Below are 20,592 nucleotides of genomic sequence, written 5' to 3'. Positions count from 1 at the left end.
CTGCGTTCTCCTCAGCGGCCGGCCAGTGCGTCGACGATCTTCAGGCGCTTGGCACGAAGCGCGGGCAGCAGGCCGACAATGGTGCCGATCAGCAGCACCAGGGCGACGCCCAGCAGCCAAGTATTCCACGGCACATGCGCGGGCAGCACGCCGCCGAAGTTCGCGGCCACCACCGGCAGCACCAGCGAGGCCAGCACCATGCCGAGCAGGCCGCCAAGGCCCACCAGCAGCACCGACTCGATCATCACCAGCGACAGCACGGTGCCATCCTTGAAGCCCAGCGTCTTCAGCGTGGCCAGTTCGGGCACGCGCTCGCGCACCGCCTGCGCCATGGTGTTGCCGGTCAACAGCAGCAGGGTGAAGAACACCGCACCCATGATCGACGTAACGATCATGCCGATGTCCGCGAACTGCTTGACGAAGGCCTGCTGGAACGCCGATTCGGTCTGTGTCTTGGTCTCGTGGTCGGAGTTGGCAGAGATCGCATCGATGGCCTGCGCCACCCGCGAGGACTGGTCAGGGTTGTCCAGCGTCACCGTGTACCAGCTCACCTGGTTCTTGATGTAGTCGTTGGATTCGTCGAAGTACTTCCAGTTCATCATCAACTGGCGTTCTTCGTTGCCCGCCTGTGTGCGGTCCTTCGAGCGGAAGATGCCCTTCAGTTCCAACGGCCAGTCATTGCTGCCGCCACGCGGGAAGATGGTTGCCTGCAGCGGGATGGTGTCGCCGATCTTCCAGCCGAACTGCTTGGCCAGCGTTTCGCCGACGATGGCGCCGGTGCGGGTCTGCTTCCAGTCTTCCAGCTGCGCCGGATCGATCTGCAGTTCACGGTAGACGTCGAAGTAGTTGGGTGACACCGAGAAGTTGGGGAAGAAGTTCTTCGGGTCCTGGTAGATGCCGCCGAACCACATGCCGTAGGCCACGTCGCGCACGCCGGCCACCTGCCGCACCTGCGCTTCCAGGCGGATCGGCAGCGATTGGGTGATCGACAGTCGTGAGGCCACCACCAGCCGATTGGCGCCCTCCACGCTGCCGCCGGAATTGAACGCCACGCGTACCGAATCGAGCATGCCGAACAGCAGAAAGGCGACCACCACCGAAAGCAGGGTCAACAACGTGCGGGTACGGCTGCGGAACAGCTGCGCCCATACCAACGAGAAATATTTCATCGCCGTGGCCTCCGTCAGTGGGCCAGCGGCGCGTCGGCCAGCTCGCCCTTGTCCAGGTGCACCGTGTGCGTGGCGTACTCGGCGGCCTTCGGGTCATGGGTGACCATGATGATGGTCTTGCCGTGCTCGCGGTTGAGCTGCTGCAGCAGGCCGAGGATTTCCTCGGCAGACTGGCGGTCGAGGTCGCCGGTCGGTTCGTCGCAGATCAGGAAGGTCGGGTCGGAGACGATCGCGCGCGCGATCGCCACGCGCTGCTGCTGGCCGCCGGACAGTTCATTCGGGCGGTGGCTGCGGCGGTCGGCCAGGCCGACCAGGGTCAGCGCGATCTCGGCGTTGCGCTTGCGCTGCGCCGCATTGAGATGGGTCAGCAGCAGTGGCAGTTCCACGTTCTTCTGCGCGGTCAGCATCGGCATCAGGTTGTAGAACTGGAACACGAAGCCGACGTGGTGGCTGCGCCAGGTCGACAGCTGGCCGCCGCTCATCTGGTCGATGCGCTCGCCTTCGATGCTGATCTCGCCGCCGCTGGGGTTGTCCAGGCCGCCGATCAGGTTGAGCAGGGTGGTCTTGCCCGAGCCGGACGGGCCCATCAGCGCGACGAAGTCGCCGCTGGCGATGTCCAGGTCGATGCCGTGCAGCACCTGCACCTTTTCGGGGCCGCGCTGGTAGGTCTTGGTGATGTTGCGCAATGAAACCAGGGTCGACATGGGTGGTTCTCCACGGAAGGCGGGAAACGGGGAAGCGCACCTGCGGTGGCCGCAGGCGTGCGTCGAGCGGTGTTGCCGGCGGCGCCCGCAGGCGCCAGGCCGCTACTGCGCTTGTTTCTGTTGCACCTTGGCGCCATCGCGCAGGGTGTCGGGCGGGTTGACCACCACCGATTCACCTGCGCTCACGCCCTTGAGGATCTGGCGGTCCTTGCCCATCGCCTGGCCAGCCTCGACCGTGCGCTGCTGCACGCGGCTCTCGTCACCCAGCACGAAGGCCACCGAGGCGCTCTCGCGCTGCACCACGGCGCCCGCCGGCACGCGCACGCCCTGCGGCTTGGCGGCCGCCTGCGGCTGCGCCTGCTCCAGGAAGCTGACGCGCACGCCCATCTCCGGCACGATGCGCGGGTCTTTCACCTTCAGCGCCACGCGCACCTTCACCGTGGCCTTGCCGCGGTCGGCGGTGGGGATGATGGCGATCACCTCGCCGGGAATCTTCCATTCCGGGTAGGCATTGAGCGTGGCTTCCACCGGCATCTTCGGTTGCACGCGGCCGATGAAGGCTTCGCCGACCTCGACTTCGATCTCCAGCGAGTCCATGTCGACGATGGTGCCGATGCCGGTGCGGGTGAAGCCGCCGCCGGCCGACAGCGGCGAAACGATTTCGCCGGGCTGCGCAGCCTTGGCGGTGACCACGCCGGAGAACGGCGCGCGCACGATGTTGTTGTCCACGCCCAGGTCGGCGATGGCCAACTGGTCGTTGGCGACCTTGACGTTGCGTTGCGCGGTGTCCAGCTGTGCACGCAGGCTGTCGCGCTGGGCCACGGCCTGGTCGTACTGCGAGCGCGACACCAGCTGCTGGCCGACCAGTGCCTGCAGGCGGCTGGCTTCAGCGGCGGCCTGCTTCCGCTGTGCTTCCAGCCCGGCCACCTGGCTGCGTGCGGCCTGCAGCTGCGAGGCATACAGGCTGCGCTGCGCGTCGGCATCGATCGGGTCCAGCGTGGCCATGATCTGGCCCTGTTCCACGCGCATGCCTTCCTCGATCATCACCTCGCGCACCTTGCCGGTGATCTTGGCCGAGACCGTGGCCATGCGCCGGGCGACCACGTAGCCGCTGGCGTCGAGCACCGAACTGCTGGCGCTGCCCTGCTGGATGGCCACGGCGGGGGCGGTTTCCACGTCCACCGCCGGCGCGCGGCCGAACAGGGCGAAGGCGACAGCAGCCAGCAGCAACACGACCACGATGATCGCGATCCACAGCCAACGGCGGCCACCGCCACTGCCACCGGAGGCGGGCGGCGGCGATTTGCGGTCGATACGGAGTTCCTTCAACAGCTCGGCAGAAGCGTTCATTCGTTCCATCACAGGCGTTCGGGCGGGTGTGGCCGGAAGAGCGGACGGCGGCGGTTCCGGCGGTGGAGCGTGCGGCACAGCATGAAGGCAGGCACAGCGATGACGGCAGTGACAGCTGTCACCCGATGACATTGACGGCGGCAACTGCGAAACGTGACCACGGCGGCACAGGATGGCAACGTCCCCGCTACCGGTACCGCCCATGGATCCGATCGCCCCGTCGCTGGCCCGCCTGCAGCAGGTGCAGGTGCGCTACCGCGACCATACCGCCCTGCATGGCATCGACCTGCAGGTCCGCGCTGGCCAGGTGCTGGCATTGCTGGGCCGCAACGGTGCCGGCAAGAGTACCGCGATCAGCGTGCTGTTGGGCCTGCGCCGGGCCGACGCCGGCCAGGTCGAACTGCTCGGCGGCGACCCGCAGCAGCGCGCCAGCCGTATCGGCCTGGGCGTGATGCTGCAGAGCACCAGCCTGCCGCCGATGCTGCAGGTGGACGAACTGGTGGCGCAGGCCAGCGCCTGCTATCCCGACCCGATGCCGCTGCAGGAGGTACTGCAGCGCGCCGGCCTGCAGGCGCTTGCAGGCCGCCGCTATGGCCAGCTGTCCGGCGGCCAGCAGCGTGCCGTGCAGTTCGCCATCGCCCTGTGTGGCCGCCCGCGCGTGCTGTTCCTGGACGAGCCCACCACTGGCCTGGACATCCAGGCGCGGCAGGCGATGTGGCAGGCGATCCGGCAGCTGGTGGCCGAAGGCTGCGGCGTGCTGCTGACCACCCACTACCTGGAGGAGGCCGAAGCGCTGGCGCAGCAGGTAGTGGTACTGGAGCAGGGCCGGGTATTGGCCGATGCACCGCTGAGCGAGCTGCGCCTGGCCGACCGGCCGCGTCGGATTCGTTGCCGCAGCGGGTTGCCCATTGCGGACGTGCAGCAGTGGCCGGGCGTGCAGGAGGTGCAGCGCGACGGCGAGCACCTGCAGCTGCTGGCGAGCCCGGCCGAGCCTGTGGTGGCGCGCCTGCTGGCCGCCGATGCGCAGCTGCGCGAACTGGAAGTACAGGGCGCGGCGCTGGCCGACGCCTTCCTCGACATGACCCGGGAGGCCGCATGAACACCCTGATCCGTACCGCCAGCGCGCCAGCAGCCTCATGGCGCCGCGTACTGCGCCCCTACCGCGCCGAACTGCTGGCCGAACTGCGCCGCGCCTGGCGCACGCCGGCGTTCGCGGTGCCCTCGCTGCTGTTCCCGGTGCTGTTCTACCTGCTGTTCGGCGTGCTGCTGGGGCGCGGTCATGCACCGCTGTACCTGCTGGCCACCTACTGCGTGTTCGGTGCGATGGCCCCGGCCCTGTTCGGCTTCGGCGTGCAGCTGGCGCTGGACCGGGAAGGCGGCCTGCTGACCCTCAAGCGCGCGCTGCCGATGCCGGCGGCGGCACCGCTGCTGGCACGGCTGGCGATGGCGGTGATGTTCGCGCTGCTGGTGGCGTTGCTGCTGATCGGCGTCGCGCGCGTGCTCGGTGGCGTGCAGCTGCACGCCCTGCAGGTGCTGCAGCTGCTGGCGGTGGCGGGCCTGGCGGCGCTGCCGCTGGGGGCGATCGGCCTGCTGATCGGCAGCCATGTCAGTGCCAGCGCGGCACCGGCGATGGTCAATCTGGTCTACCTGCCGCTGGCCCTGCTGTCGGGCCTGTGGCTGCCGCTGTCGGCGCTGCCCACGCTGTTCTCGACGATGGCCCCACTGTGGCCGACCTGGCATCTGGCGCAGCTGGCGCTGCCGGTGGTCGGGCTGCCGTCGGTGGGCAGCCTCGCCGGCCACCTGCTGGTGCTGCTGGCGGTCACGGTGGTGGCGCTGCTGCTGGCGCGCCGTCGCCTGCGCCGGATCGGCTGAACTGGCATGATCGGCAGCGATCGTCCCCGCCTGGATTCTCCCGTGTCGTCGAGCTGGCTTGCGTCCCTGCTGCGCCCTGCGCCGGATTCGGCCGTGGCCGAACTGCTGCGACGTGGCAAGTCGCCCTGGAGCGGAGCGATCCACCTGCTGTGGTCGGTATGGATCTTCCTCACCCCGGTGCTGGGCAATGGCTTCACGCTGCGCTGGCTGCTGCTGACCCTGCTCAGCTATCCGTTGTTCCTGCTGCTCTATGCCAGGGTGATGCTGTCGCCACGGCACCATGGGTGGCGCTATGCGCTGGGCATGATCGTGCTGGCGCTGGTACTGCTGCCCTGGTACCCCTCGGGACTGAGCTACTTCGTGTTCGGCTGCGTGATGATCCGCATGAGCGGGCGCAGCAGCTGGTGGGCGTACCTGCTGCAGCTGACCGCGCTGAACCTGCTGTTCTGCGGCACCGCGCTGTACTTCGGCTATCCGTGGCAGGCCATGGTGTGGATGCCGGCGGTGTCGTTCATCGTCGGGCTGGTGGTGAACGTGGAGGCCCTGAGCCAGCAGCGCGACGTTGCCCTGCAGCTGTCGCAGGACGAGGTGCGGCGACTGGCCACCACCGCCGAGCGCGAGCGTATCGGCCGCGACCTGCATGATCTGCTGGGGCACACGCTGTCGCTGATCACGCTGAAGCTGGAGCTGGCACGCAAGCTTTACGATCGCGATGACGCGCGTGCACGGCAGGAGATCGGCGAGGCCGAGGACATTGCACGCGAAGCGCTGGCACAGGTGCGCAGTGCAGTGACCGGCATCCGCGCCAGTGATCTGGCGGGGGAACTGGCGTCGGCGCGTCTGCTGCTGGAATGCCAGCAGGTGCACCTGCAGTACACGGCGCCGCCAGCGATGCCGGTGGAGGTGGAACGCGGGCTGGCGCTGGTGTTGCGCGAGGCCGCCACCAACATCGTGCGCCATGCGCAGGCGACCCGGGTGCAGGTGGATTTCATGCTTGAGGACCGACAGTTGGCGATGCAGATACGCGATGACGGCCGTGGCGGCGTGCAGGCCGAGGGCAATGGGTTGAGTGGCATGCGTGAGCGGGCCGCAGCACTGGGTGGCCAGTTGACGCTGCAGTCGCCGCGCGGGGCGGGCACCGTGCTGACGGTACGCGTGCCGTTGATGGCCGCGACCACGCCGCTGTCGCCCACGTCGTTGGCGCAGGACGGTGCCGCATGATCCGCATCCTGCTGGCCGAAGACCAGGCCATGGTGCGCGGCGCACTGTCGGCGCTGCTGGGCCTGGAGCCGGACATCGAAGTGCTGGGCAGTGCTGCCGATGGCGAGGCCGCCTGGCGGATGTTGCAGCAGCTGCAGCCGGACATCCTCGTGACCGACATCGAGATGCCGGGCCTGAGCGGGCTGGAGCTGGCGCAACGCATCGCCCGCCACGAACTGCCGATCAAGGTGGTGATCGTGACCACCTTCGCCCGTGCCGGTTTCCTGCGCCGCGCGCTGGAAGCTGGCGTGCTGGGCTACCTGCTGAAGGACGCACCGGCCGAGAACCTGGCCGATGCCCTGCGCAAGGTGAACCAGGGCATCCGCGCGATCGACCCGCAGCTGGCGCTGGATGCGTGGTCGCAGGCCGACCCGCTGACCGACCGCGAACGCCGCGTGCTGCGGCTCGCGGGCGAGGGCCGCACCGCCAGCGAGATCGCCGAGCAGTTGGGGTTGTCGCACGGTACGGTGCGCAACTACCTGTCCGAGTGCATCGGCAAGCTGGGTGTGGCCAATCGGATCGAGGCGTACCGGCTGGCGCGGCAGAAGGGGTGGTTGTAGGGGCGTGCGCCGCCGCGCTGGTAGCGCCGGGCGCTGCCCGGCGGATTGTTTCCGCGACCGCGGAGGGGGTGTCACTTTCTTTGCTCGTGCAAAGAAAGTAACCAAAGAAACACGCCGCCAGAGCGCGAGCCGGTGCTACGCACCGGTGCCCTGCGCTTCTCGGGGGATCAGGGGACGGCGCCGAACTCGCTTCGCTCAGACACCGGCGCCTCTACGCCCCTGATTCCCCTGCGATGCTCGGCTCGCTAGAAGGCGGACCCAACGTCAAAAGCCACAGCTGCACCCAGTAGATCCACGCCATGCGTGGATGCTGTTGCTCTTGATCTTGACCTTCCAGTCCGCCTTCAAGCGAGCCGAGCACCGGAGGTCCGGCGAGGGCGAAGAGGTGCGGGTGTCTGAGCGCAGCGAGTTCCCGCGCCGTCCCTCGACGGACCGAGGAGCGCAGGGCACCGGCGTGCGAAGCACGCCGGCTCGCGGCCGGCGGAGCGTTTCTTTGGTTACTTTCTTTGCGCGCAAAGAAAGTGACACCCCCCGCGGTCGCGGAAACAATCCGCCGGGAACGCCCGGCGAACCCTTTCAATCCTTCCCGCGCGCCATCGCCTGGAACACGCCATCCCGCCGCACCCACAAATGGAACAGCGCCGCCCCCACATGCATCAGCACCGTGGCGAACAACACATACGCCAACAAGCTGTGCGCATTGCGCAGCGCGGCATACAGCGCCGGGGTGTGCGGCACGATCGGCGGCAGGTGCAGGCCGCCCCACAGCACGATCGGATAACCGCCGGCCGACAGCATCGCCCAGCCGATCAGCGGCATCGCCAGCATCAGTGCATACAGCATCCAGTGCGAGGCCTTGGCCGCCATCGCCTGCCATACGGGAAGATCCGCCGGCAACGGCGGCGGGCGATGGCGCAGCCGGTTGTACAGGCGCAGCAGCACCAGTACGCCGATGGCGATGCCCAACGGGCGATGCAGATCGATCAGCATCGGCCGCAAGTGCAGCGAGGCGACCATGGTCACGCCGATGAACAGCATGGCGATGATCATCAGTGCCATGGACCAGTGCAGCACGCGCGCGAGCAGGTTGAAGTGGCCGTTGCCGGTGCTCATCGTGCGGCCTCCTTCGGTTGCTCGACGTTGCCGGTTGCGCGCTCGCGTTCGCGGCGGTTGAAGGACTGCGAATACACCGCCGAGCGGGCGGCCAGGATCGGATCGTCACTGCCACGCACGCCACTGGGCAGGATCAGCGGATCGAAGTTGATCTGGCCGCACGAGCCCTGTTCCTGCGACTGCATGCGGTCCAGGCTGAGCACGCCGGCCACCACCTGATCACGCGACTCGGGCCACGGCACCGACGGATCATCGATGGCATCGCCGGGCTCGGCGGTGGTCACAACCAGGTTCCAGCGCACCGGGCCGCCGGCCAGGCGCTGCTGCAGTTCCTGGCTGAGGAAATCGACGCTGGCGTTCTTGCGCGTTTCCGCATCCATCTCGACCACCGGCGCCTGCGGCTGCCAGCGCCAGCGCACCGCGCGTTTCTGGCCCTGCGCGTTGGTGAACCAGAAGCTGTTGACGCTGTTGAAGGTGGTGTCAGCCCAGCTGCTGGTCCACGGCGCGGTCTTGGCCCACTGCTGGAACGCTTGTGCACTGGGGTATTTCGCCAGCACTGCGGCCATTTTCTGCGGGTCGGGCTTGCCGGTGGCCGGGTCCGGGATGGAGGCGCGCGTCTGCGCGTAGAACGCCTCGGCGTTGGGTACGGCGAAGAACGGGAAGCTGTTCATCGCCATGCGCCATTCCTGGCCATCATCGCTGACCATCTGCACCGCGAGGCTGCGTACGCGCGCGGTGTTGTCGGCGCCGTACGGGTCGCCGCCGCCGATCGACAGGCGGCCCATCACCGGCACGCGGCGCTGCGAGAATACTCGTGCGCTGGACAGAGTGGGGGCCTGCGCACTGGGTTCGAACCAACCGCTTACACACACGCCCTTGCTGTGCGCGCGGCGGAAGCCCGGATGGGCCGGGCCGGTGGCCTCGATGGTATCGGTGAAGCGCTGCGCGGTCAGGCGGCCGCCAATCCAGCCGGCCAACCAGGCGAAGGCCAGCGCCACCGCACCCAGAATGAGTGCGATCAGTGCGATCCAGAGCAGGGGGGAATGCTTGCGCGGCGCGCCCGGTGTCTGGCCGGCGCGGGTGTAGCGGAAGAGCGACATGGTCGGAGTCCTGCCTTCACGGAGCGTGTGGGTGGTCGACCCACACATCCTCGCAGAACCCTTCCAGGCCCGGTATTCAATTTTTCGTCAAGTTTGCCGGGGACGGCGTGCCGACCAAGGTCGGCACCCACCCGATCAGCTGTAGCGCTGCTTCAGCATCGCCCACGCCGAACGCAGCGCCAGTGCTTCACCGCCAGCCGGCCGGCCCGGGCGTTCGCCGTCGTTCCAGGCATACACGTCCAGATGCGCCCAGCGCTGGCCGTCTTCCAGGAAGCGTTCCAGGTACAGCGCGGCGGTGACCGAGCCGGCCATGCGCGAACCGGCGTTGGCCAGGTCGGCGATGCCGCTGCTCAGGTAACGCAGGTAGGGGCGCCACAGCGGCATGCGCCAGACCGGGTCGCGGGTCGCGTCGCCGGCCTGCAGCCACTGCTGCGCCACGCTGTCGTCGTTGCTGAAGAGCGCCGGCAGGTCCGGGCCCAGCGCGATGCGTGCGGCGCCGGTGAGGGTGGCGAAGTCCAGCACCAGGTCCGGTTTCTGTTCGCTGGCGAAGGTCAGCGCATCGCACAGGATCACGCGGCCTTCGGCGTCGGTGTTGTCGATCTCCACGCTCAGGCCCTTGCGGGTGGCGATCACTTCGCCCGGGCGGAAGGCATCGGGGCCGATCGCGTTTTCCACCGCCGGCACCAGCAGGGTCAGGCGCACCGGCAGGCCGCGCGCCATCACCAGGCCTGCCAGGGCCAGTGCATGCGCGGCACCGCCCATGTCCTTCTTCATGTTGCGCATGCCGTCGGCCGGTTTGATGTCCAGGCCGCCGGTATCGAAGCACACGCCCTTGCCGACCAGCACCAGTGCCGGATCGGTGTCCTTGCCCCAGCGCAGCACGACCAGGCGCGGTGCGCGGTGCGAGGCGCGGCCGACGGCATGGACGGCCGGGAAGTTCTGCTTCAGCAGTTCATCGCCGGTGATCGCCTCGACCTGCGCACCGTGCGCATCGGCCAGCGCGCGCGCGGCGTCTTCCAGCTGCTGCGGACCCATGTCTTCGGTCGGGGTGTTGACCCAGTCGCGCACGCGCAGGCTGGCGGCGATCAGGTCGGCCACTTCGCCGGTCGGCTCAGCTACCAGGCGTGCCGGTGCACGGTGGCGCTTGCGGTAGCGATCGAAGCGGTAGCTGCCCAGGCCCCAGCCCAGCTGCAGCAGCGCCAGTTCGGCGGCCGGCAGTTCGCTGGCCAGCTGCCACACGCTGCCTTCCGGCAGCGCGTGCGGGGCATGCGAGTAGCTGTAGGCATCGGCGCGATCACCCACGCCGATCACCGCACCGGCCAGGCCATCGGCGCCCGGCAGCAACGCCGTGGTGAAGGCACCGGCGGTGAAGCCCTGCGACGCCAGCCATGCCTGGGTGGCGGCCGGCTGGCCGTCCTTCCAGGACGCGAACTGCTCGCGGTCCAGCACGTACAGCGGCAGTGCTGCGGCGGTGTCGGCAGTGAAACCAGTGATCTCGCTCATGCGTCAGGTACTCCGGGGTGCGGCAGCGTCGAGGTTGGCATCCAACCAGTCGGCCAGGCCGGTGAGGGTGTCGAACTGCAGGTCCGGCTGCAGCTGCGGATGGGTCCAGGTGGCTGCTTCGCGGTTGATCCAGCAGCCGCGCAGGCCGGCGGCGATCGCCCCGGCCACGTCCATTTCGGCGTGGTCGCCGACGTGCAGTACCTGTGCCGGCGCAACACCCAGGCGGGTGCAGGCGGCGTGGAAGATGCTCGCCTCCGGCTTGGCCGCGCCGTGTTCGCGCGCGCCCAGCTGGAAGGCGAAATGATGGGCCAGGCCGATCCGCTCCAGATCGGCATTGCCGTTGCTCAGCGCCGCCACCGGCACCCTCGCGGCAATCCGCGCCAGTGCGTCGATCGCATCGGGGTAGCACTCGACCTGGTTGCGCGCGGCGAAGAACACGTCATACGCCGGCTCCAGCAGATCCAGGCTGGCACCACTGGTGTGCAGCGCTTCGTGCAGGGTCAGCCGGCGCAGTGCGCTCAGGTCGTGATGGAGGTGCGGATGGGCGTGGTACAGGCGCTCGCGCAGTTCGCGCATCGCCGCCACCGGATACATCTCGGCCGTGGCGGGGCTGTGCTCACGCATCCACGCGTGCAGGACCAGGTCGATGCGGGCGCCGATCGGAGCGAACGGCCACAGCGTGTCGTCAAGGTCGAGGGTGATGGCTTGGACGGGGAAATTCACCCCGCCATTCTACCCCTGCCCGCGCGGGCTTTCATTCCAGCAGACGCGCCCAGCCCTGCATCCCGTCCAACCGCGCCAGCACCAGCTTGATGCAGACCAGCAGCGGCACCGCCAGCAGCAGCCCGATCATGCCCCAGGCCCAGCCGAACACCATCAGCGCAAGGATCAGCACCAGTGGAGACAGTTTCATGCGACGGCCCAGCACGATCGGGGTCACCATCTGCCCTTCCAGGGTGTGCAGGCCCAGGTAGGCGGCGGCCGGCAGCAGGGCCTGCAGCGGGTCGCGGAATTCCACGAAGCCCATCAGCAGCATCAGCGCCACGCCGATCAACGGACCCACATACGGAGCGAAATTCAGCAGTGCGGCCACCGTGCCCCACAGCAACGCTTCCTGCAGGCCGATGCCGAGCAGCATCAGTACGCCGGCGAACACCAGCCCGACCAGGGTGTTGATCACGCTGATGGTCAGCACGTAGCGCGATACCTCGCGCTCGATCGAACGCAGGATGTCACTGGTGAAGCGCTGCTGCTGACGGTTCGGGAACAGGGCGATCGCCGCGCGTTGCAGGCTCTGCCCGTAGATCATGAAGAACAGGGTCAGCAGCACCACCGCCAGCACCGAGGCGGCCAGCCGCGGCGCACGGGTCAACATGCGGTACGGGTCATCGAGCTGGGCGCGGATCACCTGCACCTTGCGGTTGCTGTCGCCACCGGCAACACGGGCGAAGTTCTCCGCGGCCTGGTTGGCCTGCTGCACCGGCTTGGTCAGGTCCTGCACCTGGCGGGCGATCTTGCGCAGCTGCTGCGGTGCTTCCTGTGCCCATTCCATTGCCGGGCCGATCAACTGCACCGCCAGCGAACCGGTCACGCCGAGGCCCGCGCCGAGGATCAGCAGCGCGCCCAGCGCACGCGGAATCCACAGCTTCTGCAGCAGGCGCAGGATCGGATTGCCGACCAGTGCGAAGAACATCGCCAGCAGCACTGGCAGGATGATGTCCTGTGCCGCCCACAGCGTGTAGCCCACCGCCAGGGTCGCCAGCACCACCAGCGACATCGGTCCGCGCGGACGCGACGGTGGCGGCAACGGGGCGTCGGGCTGTTCGGGGCCGGCCGGTGACGGGGACAGGAGGGACTCGCTCATCGACGCACCAACCGGGAAGGGGAGCGCATTATCCGCCGGCCGCGATCAGCGCGGCGGATTCCATGGATCAACGTTCGGACAGCTCGGTGGCCGCTTCGGCCGGACGCGGTCCGCGCGGGTCTGGTTCCGGTTCTGGCTCCGGCACGGAACGTGGAGCCGGTGCCGGCCGTGGCTCGGCAGCGGAGGCCGCCGCCTGTGCCTGTTCGCTGGCTTCGTCGGCTTCCTCAGCCGCGTCGTCGGCAGTGGCTGCGGCCTGCGCCGCCATCGCCGTGGCGAACGCCGCCTGTGCACTGGCGAACAGGTTCGAGACCGAACCCACCATCTGCAGCCAGCGGGCACCGTTGACCTTGCCCGGCACTTCCAGCTTGCCGGCGATGAAGCCACCGGCCAGGCCGACCACCACGATGCGCAGCGGCGACCAGCCCTTTCGCCAGACGTCGCTGAGCGTGGACCAGTGGTCCTGGGTTTCGCCCAGGCGCACGGTCACCACCTGTTCGCAGCGTTTCACCCGCCGTTGCAGCGCGCCGAACTTCATGGCTTGCCCTCGGGCAGCTGTACCTCGGCATCGGGATCGTCTTCGCTGGGTTCGTCGAACAGGCCCAGGCGTGACAGCTGGCGCCGGGTAGCGTGCATGCCGGTGTGGTGGAAGAAGTAGGACACCCGCCAGATCGCATAACCGGTGACGGCCAGGCTCAGCAGCGAGGTGATCAGCAGCGCCTGCAGCCAGCTCAGGCCCCAGCTCTGCAGCAGGGCGATGAGGGTGGCGGCCATCAGCAGCCAGGCCGAGGCACCGAACACGATCGCCACGCCGGCCCAGGCCAGCGCGCGACCGAATGCACTACGCGCCAGCGCGAAGTCGGCCGAGGCCAACCGGCGCAGCGAGCGCAGCGTATGCTTGGCAGAATCGGCAGCGGCACGACCGGCCGCGCCGACCTGGCGGATGCTCTCATCCAGCGGCGGGGTAGCCGCCGGATCAGGCGCTTGCGCGTTGTCTTCGCTCACGCCGCGGCTTACTTGTCGCTGCTGCCGCGGGCCAGCTTGGCGATGATCCAGCCGGCAGCGAAGGCGACACCGAACGAGGCCAGCGGACGTTCACGGATCAGCTCAGCGGCGCTGTCGATCAGGTCCTTGCCCTTGTCCATCAGCGCGTCGACCTGTTCCTTGGCGGCTGCACCACCAAACTCGGCGGCGGCCAGGCCGGACAGCGCGCTGTCGGACAGTTCAGCCTTGACGTTGGCCTTGCCGATGCGCAGTTCGTCGCCGGCTGCGCCGGTTGCACCCTTGATCGCACCGCCGGCGGCCGACGCGGCCTGCTTCAGGTGGGAACCGGCTTCACCCAGGTGTTCCTTCAGGTTCTCGGTATTGGTGGGGCTCATCGAATCACTCCTGTTGCGATGGGGGAACGGGAGTCGGCGGTGCCGACCTGGACTGACAGCAATAGCATTGCCGGGGTATAGGGGGTGTTACGGCAGGGCGATCAGCGCATCACGAGCTGGCCCTGCTGCTGGCCATTGTTGCGCAGCACGCGTATCACCAGGGTCGGCGGGCGCTGCTGGAAGTTGGCGCGCCAGCTGGCCAGGTCGGCGAATTCGCCCACGGTGGCATCGGTGATGATGTCGCCCTGCTGCAGGCCGTTGGTGGCCGCGCGGCTGCCGCGCTTGACCTCGCTGACCAGCACGCCACCGACACCGGACTGGCGCAGCGACTCGGGCAGGTCGACGAAGGTGGCCCCGGTCAGGCGCGGGTCCAGGCTCTCGCCGGTGACCGCGCGCGCCTGTTCCTTCAAGGTTGCCTTGATCTGCAGCGGCTTGCCCTCGCGGCGCACGTCCAGCGTCAGCGTGCTGCCGACCGCCGCCAGGCCTTCCACGTTGTGCAGGGCTTCGGCGCTGTCCACGCGCTGGCCGTTGGCCGAGACCACCACGTCGCCCGGCTTCAGGCCGGCGGTCGCAGCGGCCGAACCGGCCAGCACGCGGGTGATCAGCGCACCCCGCGTTTCGCCCAGGCCCAGCCCCTGCGCGATCTGCGCGGTCAGGTTCTGGCTCTCCACGCCCAGCGTGCCGCGCACCACTACGCCGTGCTTGACCAGCTGGTCGACCACGCTGCGCGCCAGGTTGGAGGGGATCGCCAGGCCCAGGCCGATGTTGCCGGCCATGCTGCCCTGCGGGTTGAAGCTGGCGGTATTGATGCCGACCAGCTGGCCCTGCAGGTCGACCAGTGCGCCACCGGAGTTGCCCGGGTTGATCGACGCATCGGTCTGGATGAAGTTCTGGTAGCCCAGCCCGCGGATGCCGCTGCGGCCCACCGCCGAGACGATGCCGGAGGTGACCGTCTGGCTGAAACCGAACGGGTTGCCGATGGCCACCACGAAGTCACCGACCCGAAGCTGGTCGCTGTTGCCGAGCTTGATGTCGGTCAGGTTCTGCGCCGGGATGCGGATCAGCGCGATGTCGGTATCGCGGTCCGAACCGAGGAACTCGGCCTTGACCGTGCGCCCGTCGGCCAGTGTCACCTGCACGTCATCGGCGTTGTCGATGACGTGGTGGTTGGTCAGCACCAGGCCCTCCTTGGCGTCGATGATCACGCCCGAGCCCAGCGATTCGTTGATGCGTTCCTGCGGGATGTCCGGGAACAGGCGGCGGAAGAACGGGTCGTTGAAGAAGGGGTTGCGCACGCGTACCACCTGCTTGGTGTTGACGCTGACCACGGCCGGCATCGCCTTCTCCAGCATCGGTGCCAGCGACGGCACCGCCTGTCCGGCCACCGAGGCCGGCAATGCCGCCGTGGTCGGCAGTACCGCAGGCAGCGGCGCGGCGTCGGCGCGGTTGTCCAGGTGGGCATTGATGCCGGTGGCAACGAAGCCACCGAAGGCGGCGGCGATTGCGAGCGTGAGCAGGGTGGGAAGCGGTCGCATGGGAGTCGGTTCGCTGGCGTGGGTGGGGGCGGTTCGGCCCTACGGTAAAACAAGCTGAATGAGTGTGTCGCGATCTGGATAAATGCGCCATGAAAACCGGGCGCCCGGAACGCGGGTCGGCGTCGCCATCTGTGGGGCGGTGGCGACAACGTCGGGCGTGCTTCGCAATGTGCCGACGTCTGCCGAAGCGCGTGTGGATACAGGCCGATACTTGCGCAGTTCTGCGCATCCTGGTGCCGCGATGCGCCATATCGCATGCCTTTCGCAGCACTCGGGCAGGTGCGCGCAGGCAGCACCTGCCGCTACCCGCACCGTGCGGCGCAGCACTGAAAAAAAGGGGTTTCCTGTCAACCCACTGTGCTCCAGAGGGTGCTGGGCTACACCATTGCCGTCGCAGCAGATGCGATTGCGGGCGCACGCCCCGTTCCACGATCGTCAATGTCGGTATAGCATCGCCCCGTTTTGATACTTAAGGCCCGCAGGAGGGCAACATGAGCAACGGTAATGGTGTGTCGGTCGTGACCGACGCCGTCGAGAACGTCAAAGAAACCGCCACCAACGTTGGCGAGACCATCGCCCACGCTGCCGAAGACGCAGTGAAGTCGGTCAAGAAGACCGTCAAGCGCGCCACCAAGGCTGCCGGCACCCGCGTTGCCAAGGCCAAGAAGGCCGTGGCCAAGGTCGAGAAGACCGTTGCCAAGAAGGCCGAGAAGGCTGCCAAGTCGGTCGGCAAGACTGTTGCCAACGCCAAGAAGAAGCTGGAAGCCGCCAAGAAGAACGCCAAGGCCGAAGCCGCTGCCCTGAAGAAGGAAGTGGCCAAGAAGAAGGCGGCTGCAGGCAAGGCTGTGACCAAGAAGGCCGCCGCTGCCAAGAAGACCACCAAGGCTGCCACCAAGGCTGCTGGCAAGAAGGTCGCTACCGTGAAGAAGGCTGCCACCAAGAAGGCCGCCGTCGCGAAGAAGACCGTTGCCAAGAAGACCGCGGCCGCCAAGAAGGTTGTCGGCAAGAAGGTCGCCACCGCCAAGAAGGCCGTGGCCAAGAAGACCGTCGCGGCCAAGAAGGTCGCTGGCAAGAAGGCCGTGGCTGCGAAGAAGGTTGTCGGCAAGAAGGTTGCCGCTACCAAGAAGGTCGCCACCAGGAAGACCGCGGCCGCCAAGAAGGTTGTCGGCAAGAAGGCTGCTGTCGCCAAGAAGGCCGTCGGCAAGAAGACCGCTGCTGCCAAGAAGGTTGTCGGCAAGAAGACCGCCGTTGCCAAGAAGGCGGTGGGCAAGAAGGTTGCCGCCACCCGCAAGACGGTCGCCAAGAAGGCTGCGCCGCTGAAGAAGGTCGCCGCCAAGAAGGCTCCGGCCAAGAAGGCCGTGCGCAAGGTCGCCAAGCGCAAGTAATCGCGCCGTGACCGAAGGCCCTGCCACCCAACGGGTGGTGGGGCCTTTCGCGTTTCTGGGGCACGGTCTGGGGCAAGATGCAGGTTCTTCCTGCAGGAGCCCCGGGCATGCGTGGTATCGACTTCAGTTCCTGGCAGGGCGTGCTGTCCACGTTGGCCGGCCTGGTCCTGATCACCCTGCTGGGCGTGGGCATCCGCCTGCTGGTGATGCAGACCCTGCAACAGCGCCGCGAGCGCGAGAACCGGCAGATCAACGAACGGCTGCGCACGCTGATGGCGGCCTACAAGACCCTGGGCGGGTCGTTCACTGGCGAACTGGGTGTGGATCCCAGCCATCGCCGCGACCTGCGCCAGCGCGAAAATGCCGAAGGCATCGCCGAACCCCGCTCGGATCGCGCGCGCCGCATCCGCGATGCGGTTGAAGCGGCACTGTCGGACATCCTGTTGCTGGGCACCGACGAGCAGGTGCGGCTGGCCGCGCGTGCGGCCAACGAACTGGCACAGGGGCGGCCGGTGCACCTCCACGAGCTGGTGGTCTCGCTGCGCGACTTCGTGCGCGAAGCGCTGGATCTGGCCCCCATCCCGACCGACCTGCAGATTCCACCGCAGGGCCCGACCCGGCCCGCTGCCAGTGGCGGTGGCAAGGGCCGCAACGATGGCGATGCCAAGGGCGGTCGTGCGGGTGGTGGCGGTGGCGGCGGCGGTGGCGGAATGGGGGCCGGAATGGGCGGCATGGGCCTCGGCGCCGGTGCCGCACTGGGCGCCGGCCATGCCTCCGCCAGCGATGAGACGGACGCGCGCTGAGCACGTCCGCCCGGTTCAGCGCGTCAGCTCGTAGATCGGCACGAACCCACCGTAGATCATCCGCGCGCCGTCGAACGGCATCGGATTCGTCGCCGGATCAAACCGCGGGTCTTCCATCATCTTCTTCATGCCGGCGTCGCGGGTCGGCTTGTCCGGCCATTCGATCCAGGAAAACACGACCGTCTCATCTGGCGTGGCTTTCACCGCGCCGAAGAAGTCGGTGGTTTTGCCGTGCGGTACGTCGTCACCCCAGCACTCGACCACGCGCAGCGCGCCGTACTCGATGAAAACGGGATCCCCTGTGCGTGCATGGGCGAGGAACTTCTCCTTGTTGGCGGTGGGCACCGCCAGGACGAAACCATCGATGTAGCTCATTGCCTGCCTCCGGATGGACCGTGCCGCATGCACGGCCTTCAAGTACCCGACGAACCAGGGCGCCGTGGATCGACATCCTGTGTGCGCCCGTTCAGCCCGGGCCACCGGGCAGCGGCGCCAGCACCGTCTCCGGTGGCTGCTGGCCGGCCAGGTGGCGCACGAAGTAGTCCCACATGCGGTGCGTGTAGGTGGCGTCGTTGCGGAACAGTTCGTGGTCCTGCCGGGCCAGGTACAGCAGGTCGTAGCTGCGCTGGGCCTTGTTCAGGGCGGCGGCCAGTTGCAGGGTCAGCGCCGGCGGCGCGTTCTCGTCCAGTTCGCCATAGACCAGCATCAGATGCCCACGCAGGTTGCCGGCCAACGCTGCATTGTCGAGCCCGGCAAACGGCGCCGGCACGCCATCGGCCAGGGGTGTTGGCGGCAGCACGCCACCGAACAGCCGGTCCATGCCGTGCAATGCACCGCCGTACATGCCCTGGAAATTGTGGCTGCCGGCCGAGGCCACGCCCACCTTGTAGAACGCCGGATAGCGCAGCAGGGCGCGCGCTGCACTGTAACCACCGAACGAATGCCCGTAGATGCCGACCCGCTGCAGGTCGATGCCCCGGTAGCGTTCGCCCAGCTGGCGCAGCGCAGCCACATGGTCATCCAGCTGCACATCTGCCCCGTGCAGGAAGCTGCTGTCATGGAACGCCTTGTCGCGGCCACCGGTGCCGCGCGCGTCGATGCTGACCACCACGAAGCCCAGTTCGGCCAGGCTGGCGCGTGACACCGGATTCAAGGCGGACACCGCCTCGGCGTAGGTCACCGGCGCATTGCTGACGAAGGAGCCACCGTACATCGCGTCGATCACCGGAAAGCGGCCGTCGTCGCGATAGTCGCGGGGCAGGTAGACGGTGGCGAAGATCGGCGTTCGCCCATCGGCGGCCAGCAGCCGTTCGCGCCGTGGTGGGCGCCAGCCGGCAGCAATGATCGCGCCGTCATCCGCTGTTTCCAGCACCATCACTTCACGGCCGTCATCGCTGGCCCGCAGCACGGTGCGTGGTGGCTGGTCGAGACGGGAAACGGTATCCACCAGATAGCCACCGCCAGGCGACAGCGCCTGGGGGGCGCGCCCGCCGAACAACGCGCCGGTGCCGGCATCGGCCAGATGGTCGTTGCCATCGGCGGCCAGGCGCTGGACCGGTCCCCCCTGCAGCGATACACGGTACAGGCCGCGTACGTAGGGGTCGCCACCGTCGACGCCGCCGGCGCTGAAGTACGCCCAGCCACCCGCAGCGTCCACGCCCAGCAGGTCGCGCACCGCCCATTGGCCGCGGGTGAGCTGGCGCAGCACCTTGCCGTCGGACAGGCGGACCCGGTACAGATGGCCCCAGCCATCGCGCTGCGAGAACCACACCGCCGTGTCCTGGCCGGGCAGGATGGCCACCGCTGGCCGGTTGTAGGAATACACGTTGAGCTGCAGGCGGGTGTCGCTGGCTTCTTCCAGAACCGTGCGCAACGCACCGCTGTTGGCATCGATCTCCACCAGGCGCAGCCTGCGCGGTGCGCCGAAGTGCGCGATCACGGCATACAACCGGTCGCCGTCCCAGCCGAGTACGCCGGCTTCGCTGAGGGTGTTCCAGCCTTCCGGCAAGGCGATGTCATGCTGCTGGCCATTGCGGGTGTCGACCACATACAGGCTGTCGCGCACCTGCCGGGTGTCACCCAGCAGCCCCAGCTTCACCGTATGCACGCGCGGCCGCGCGCTGTTGGCCGGGCTGCTTTCCAGATAGGGGTAGTCCTGCAGCGCGCGTTCGTCGTAGCGGATGCCGGCCACGTAGCGGCCATCCGGTGACCAGCCGACCGCGAACGGCCGCGTCGGCATCCGGCCCTGGCGGCGTGGAATGCCGCGCAGGGTGAAGTCCGGCAGCACGCCAAAGCCATGATTGGGTTCACCGCCGCTGGTCAGCGCTCGTGCTGCCATTCCGGGCGACTGCAGCCACAGGTTGTGATCGCGTACCTGCAGCCAGGCATCACCGCCGGGCGATGGCAGTGCATCGGTCGCTGGCGCTGCATCCTGCGAACGCACGCACTGCAGGCGTGGCCATTGACAGCTGATCGCCGCCTCGCCGTTGAACTGCAGGCGCAGGCCTTCATCCAGTACCTGCACGCTGCTCAAGCGCAGGCGTGGTCCGCTGGCACCGAGAGGTGCAACCGCAGCGTCCAGCGCATCGGGTTCGAACAGGATCTGGCGTGTGGCCTGGACTGGATCGACCAGTACCGCCTGGCGCCGGCCCTGCGTGGTTTCGCGTTCGTACCAGAAGCGCCCATCGGCCAGCCAGTGGGGCAGCACCGAAGCATTGCGCAGCGCACCGCGAAGGTGACTGTCATGCACGCGTTCGGCGCGCTGGTAGTCAGCGGCCTGCAGTGCGTGCGCAGCGTGGATCGGGAACAGGGCCGCGCATGCCAGGAGCGCGGCGCGAACAGGCATCAGCGGCGGATCGGAAACGTACAAGGCAACCTCCTGTTGCAATCGACGACGAATCACAAATGCACGCGCGCCGCGCGCGTATGCCAGAGACAGCCTGAATCAAGGCAAAAAATTCAGCAATGCGAAGACCGCTGTTTTCAGGGAGCGTTGTGG

General features: G+C 68.0%; 20 protein-coding genes. 6 read left to right on the top strand and 14 right to left on the bottom strand.

The annotated features are described in order from the left end of the window. Window positions 1–11: 11 nt before the first annotated feature. The 3 genes from V3B64_RS14260 to V3B64_RS14250 all read right to left on the bottom strand — a co-directional run bounded on the left by V3B64_RS14260 (window position 12) and on the right by V3B64_RS14250 (window position 3,223). Complete coding sequence (locus V3B64_RS14260; RefSeq protein WP_121505141.1) at window positions 12–1,169, bottom strand: ABC transporter permease; 1,158 nt, start codon at window positions 1,167–1,169, stop codon at window positions 12–14. Window positions 1,170–1,183: 14 nt separating this feature from the next. Further along, window positions 1,184–1,873, bottom strand: a complete 690-nt coding sequence (locus V3B64_RS14255) for an ABC transporter ATP-binding protein (RefSeq protein ID WP_049399872.1) — start codon at window positions 1,871–1,873, stop codon at window positions 1,184–1,186. A 102-nt stretch (window positions 1,874–1,975) separates the two neighbouring features. Next, entirely contained in the window at window positions 1,976–3,223 is a 1,248-nt protein-coding gene (locus V3B64_RS14250; protein ID WP_329914312.1) for an efflux RND transporter periplasmic adaptor subunit, read from the bottom strand. 202 nt (window positions 3,224–3,425) lie between these two features. Here V3B64_RS14250 and V3B64_RS14245 point away from each other — a divergent pair, with 202 nt between their 5' ends. From V3B64_RS14245 to V3B64_RS14230, 4 genes are read left to right on the top strand one after another with little or no spacing between them, the layout of a single operon-like run. Then, window positions 3,426–4,322 (top strand): ABC transporter ATP-binding protein, encoded by an 897-nt coding sequence (locus V3B64_RS14245; protein ID WP_329914311.1) that lies wholly within the window; start codon window positions 3,426–3,428, stop codon window positions 4,320–4,322. Further along, window positions 4,319–5,095: an ABC transporter permease gene (locus tag V3B64_RS14240; RefSeq protein ID WP_329914310.1), complete on the top strand. Its 777-nt coding sequence runs from the start codon at window positions 4,319–4,321 to the stop codon at window positions 5,093–5,095. The genes V3B64_RS14245 and V3B64_RS14240 overlap by 4 nt, the downstream gene beginning before the upstream one ends. Before the next feature lie 6 nt (window positions 5,096–5,101). After that, window positions 5,102–6,316: a sensor histidine kinase gene (locus tag V3B64_RS14235; RefSeq protein ID WP_134951735.1), complete on the top strand. Its 1,215-nt coding sequence runs from the start codon at window positions 5,102–5,104 to the stop codon at window positions 6,314–6,316. Beyond that, a complete protein-coding gene (locus tag V3B64_RS14230; protein ID WP_329914309.1) occupies window positions 6,313–6,915 on the top strand; it encodes a response regulator transcription factor in 603 nt (200 codons plus the stop codon). Before V3B64_RS14235 ends, V3B64_RS14230 begins: the two co-directional genes overlap by 4 nt. Before the next feature lie 576 nt (window positions 6,916–7,491). Here V3B64_RS14230 and V3B64_RS14225 read toward each other — a convergent pair. From V3B64_RS14225 to V3B64_RS14185, 9 genes are all read right to left on the bottom strand, one after another. Beyond that, a complete protein-coding gene (locus V3B64_RS14225; RefSeq protein ID WP_032128165.1) occupies window positions 7,492–8,028 on the bottom strand; it encodes a cytochrome b in 537 nt (178 codons plus the stop codon). Further along, the gene (locus V3B64_RS14220) at window positions 8,025–9,128 is read right to left on the bottom strand and encodes a catalase family peroxidase (RefSeq protein ID WP_121505146.1); all 1,104 of its coding nucleotides are present in this window, start codon (window positions 9,126–9,128) and stop codon (window positions 8,025–8,027) included. Before V3B64_RS14220 ends, V3B64_RS14225 begins: the two co-directional genes overlap by 4 nt. A 135-nt stretch (window positions 9,129–9,263) precedes the next feature. Beyond that, window positions 9,264–10,631, bottom strand: a complete 1,368-nt coding sequence (locus tag V3B64_RS14215; RefSeq protein ID WP_121505147.1) for a M17 family metallopeptidase — start codon at window positions 10,629–10,631, stop codon at window positions 9,264–9,266. A gap of 3 nt (window positions 10,632–10,634) precedes the next feature. Then, window positions 10,635–11,354: an HAD-IA family hydrolase gene (locus tag V3B64_RS14210; protein ID WP_121505148.1), complete on the bottom strand. Its 720-nt coding sequence runs from the start codon at window positions 11,352–11,354 to the stop codon at window positions 10,635–10,637. Window positions 11,355–11,385: 31 nt separating this feature from the next. Beyond that, window positions 11,386–12,495 (bottom strand): AI-2E family transporter, encoded by a 1,110-nt coding sequence (locus tag V3B64_RS14205; RefSeq protein WP_032128161.1) that lies wholly within the window; start codon window positions 12,493–12,495, stop codon window positions 11,386–11,388. A 67-nt stretch (window positions 12,496–12,562) separates the two neighbouring features. Further along, window positions 12,563–13,030: a hypothetical protein gene (locus V3B64_RS14200; RefSeq protein WP_032128160.1), complete on the bottom strand. Its 468-nt coding sequence runs from the start codon at window positions 13,028–13,030 to the stop codon at window positions 12,563–12,565. Beyond that, on the bottom strand, window positions 13,027–13,497 hold the full coding sequence (locus V3B64_RS14195; RefSeq protein WP_049398102.1) for a phage holin family protein: 471 nt from the start codon (window positions 13,495–13,497) through the stop codon (window positions 13,027–13,029). The genes V3B64_RS14200 and V3B64_RS14195 overlap by 4 nt, the downstream gene beginning before the upstream one ends. Before the next feature lie 8 nt (window positions 13,498–13,505). Continuing rightward, window positions 13,506–13,871: a hypothetical protein gene (locus tag V3B64_RS14190; RefSeq protein ID WP_032128158.1), complete on the bottom strand. Its 366-nt coding sequence runs from the start codon at window positions 13,869–13,871 to the stop codon at window positions 13,506–13,508. A gap of 101 nt (window positions 13,872–13,972) precedes the next feature. Further along, complete coding sequence (locus tag V3B64_RS14185; RefSeq protein WP_049421476.1) at window positions 13,973–15,406, bottom strand: Do family serine endopeptidase; 1,434 nt, start codon at window positions 15,404–15,406, stop codon at window positions 13,973–13,975. A gap of 491 nt (window positions 15,407–15,897) precedes the next feature. On the opposite strand from V3B64_RS14185, the gene V3B64_RS14180 reads away from it, so the two are divergent. Next, on the top strand, window positions 15,898–16,791 hold the full coding sequence (locus V3B64_RS14180; protein ID WP_049435203.1) for a hypothetical protein: 894 nt from the start codon (window positions 15,898–15,900) through the stop codon (window positions 16,789–16,791). A gap of 107 nt (window positions 16,792–16,898) precedes the next feature. After that, window positions 16,899–17,594, top strand: a complete 696-nt coding sequence (locus V3B64_RS14175; protein ID WP_071229376.1) for a hypothetical protein — start codon at window positions 16,899–16,901, stop codon at window positions 17,592–17,594. A gap of 15 nt (window positions 17,595–17,609) precedes the next feature. Here the strand turns inward: V3B64_RS14175 and V3B64_RS14170 are convergent, their stop codons facing one another. After that, on the bottom strand, window positions 17,610–17,969 hold the full coding sequence (locus V3B64_RS14170) for a DUF1428 domain-containing protein (protein WP_005407745.1): 360 nt from the start codon (window positions 17,967–17,969) through the stop codon (window positions 17,610–17,612). Window positions 17,970–18,060: 91 nt separating this feature from the next. After that, complete coding sequence (locus V3B64_RS14165) at window positions 18,061–20,463, bottom strand: DPP IV N-terminal domain-containing protein (RefSeq protein WP_329914308.1); 2,403 nt, start codon at window positions 20,461–20,463, stop codon at window positions 18,061–18,063. Window positions 20,464–20,592: the final 129 nt, after the last annotated feature.

Origin of the sequence: Stenotrophomonas sp. SMYL86, from assembly GCF_036320025.1 — a bacterium.
Taxonomy (GTDB): Bacteria; Pseudomonadota; Gammaproteobacteria; order Xanthomonadales; family Xanthomonadaceae; genus Stenotrophomonas; species Stenotrophomonas maltophilia_A.
Note: the sequence above shows the minus strand (reverse complement) of the source record. Positions and strands in the feature narration are given on the sequence as shown.

Excerpts from the sequence above, each read along its gene's own strand:
- V3B64_RS14260 (WP_121505141.1), bottom strand. The coding sequence starts at position 1,169 with ATGAAATATTTCTCGTTGGTATGGGCGCAGCTGTTCCGCAGCCGTACC.
- V3B64_RS14255 (WP_049399872.1), bottom strand. The coding sequence starts at position 1,873 with ATGTCGACCCTGGTTTCATTGCGCAACATCACCAAGACCTACCAGCGC.
- V3B64_RS14250 (WP_329914312.1), bottom strand. The coding sequence starts at position 3,223 with ATGAACGCTTCTGCCGAGCTGTTGAAGGAACTCCGTATCGACCGCAAA.
- V3B64_RS14245 (WP_329914311.1), top strand. The coding sequence starts at position 3,426 with ATGGATCCGATCGCCCCGTCGCTGGCCCGCCTGCAGCAGGTGCAGGTG.
- V3B64_RS14240 (WP_329914310.1), top strand. The coding sequence starts at position 4,319 with ATGAACACCCTGATCCGTACCGCCAGCGCGCCAGCAGCCTCATGGCGC.
- V3B64_RS14235 (WP_134951735.1), top strand. The coding sequence starts at position 5,102 with ATGATCGGCAGCGATCGTCCCCGCCTGGATTCTCCCGTGTCGTCGAGC.
- V3B64_RS14230 (WP_329914309.1), top strand. The coding sequence starts at position 6,313 with ATGATCCGCATCCTGCTGGCCGAAGACCAGGCCATGGTGCGCGGCGCA.
- V3B64_RS14225 (WP_032128165.1), bottom strand. The coding sequence starts at position 8,028 with ATGAGCACCGGCAACGGCCACTTCAACCTGCTCGCGCGCGTGCTGCAC.
- V3B64_RS14220 (WP_121505146.1), bottom strand. The coding sequence starts at position 9,128 with ATGTCGCTCTTCCGCTACACCCGCGCCGGCCAGACACCGGGCGCGCCG.
- V3B64_RS14215 (WP_121505147.1), bottom strand. The coding sequence starts at position 10,631 with ATGAGCGAGATCACTGGTTTCACTGCCGACACCGCCGCAGCACTGCCG.
- V3B64_RS14205 (WP_032128161.1), bottom strand. The coding sequence starts at position 12,495 with ATGAGCGAGTCCCTCCTGTCCCCGTCACCGGCCGGCCCCGAACAGCCC.
- V3B64_RS14200 (WP_032128160.1), bottom strand. The coding sequence starts at position 13,030 with ATGAAGTTCGGCGCGCTGCAACGGCGGGTGAAACGCTGCGAACAGGTG.
- V3B64_RS14190 (WP_032128158.1), bottom strand. The coding sequence starts at position 13,871 with ATGAGCCCCACCAATACCGAGAACCTGAAGGAACACCTGGGTGAAGCC.
- V3B64_RS14185 (WP_049421476.1), bottom strand. The coding sequence starts at position 15,406 with ATGCGACCGCTTCCCACCCTGCTCACGCTCGCAATCGCCGCCGCCTTC.
- V3B64_RS14180 (WP_049435203.1), top strand. The coding sequence starts at position 15,898 with ATGAGCAACGGTAATGGTGTGTCGGTCGTGACCGACGCCGTCGAGAAC.
- V3B64_RS14175 (WP_071229376.1), top strand. The coding sequence starts at position 16,899 with ATGCGTGGTATCGACTTCAGTTCCTGGCAGGGCGTGCTGTCCACGTTG.
- V3B64_RS14170 (WP_005407745.1), bottom strand. The coding sequence starts at position 17,969 with ATGAGCTACATCGATGGTTTCGTCCTGGCGGTGCCCACCGCCAACAAG.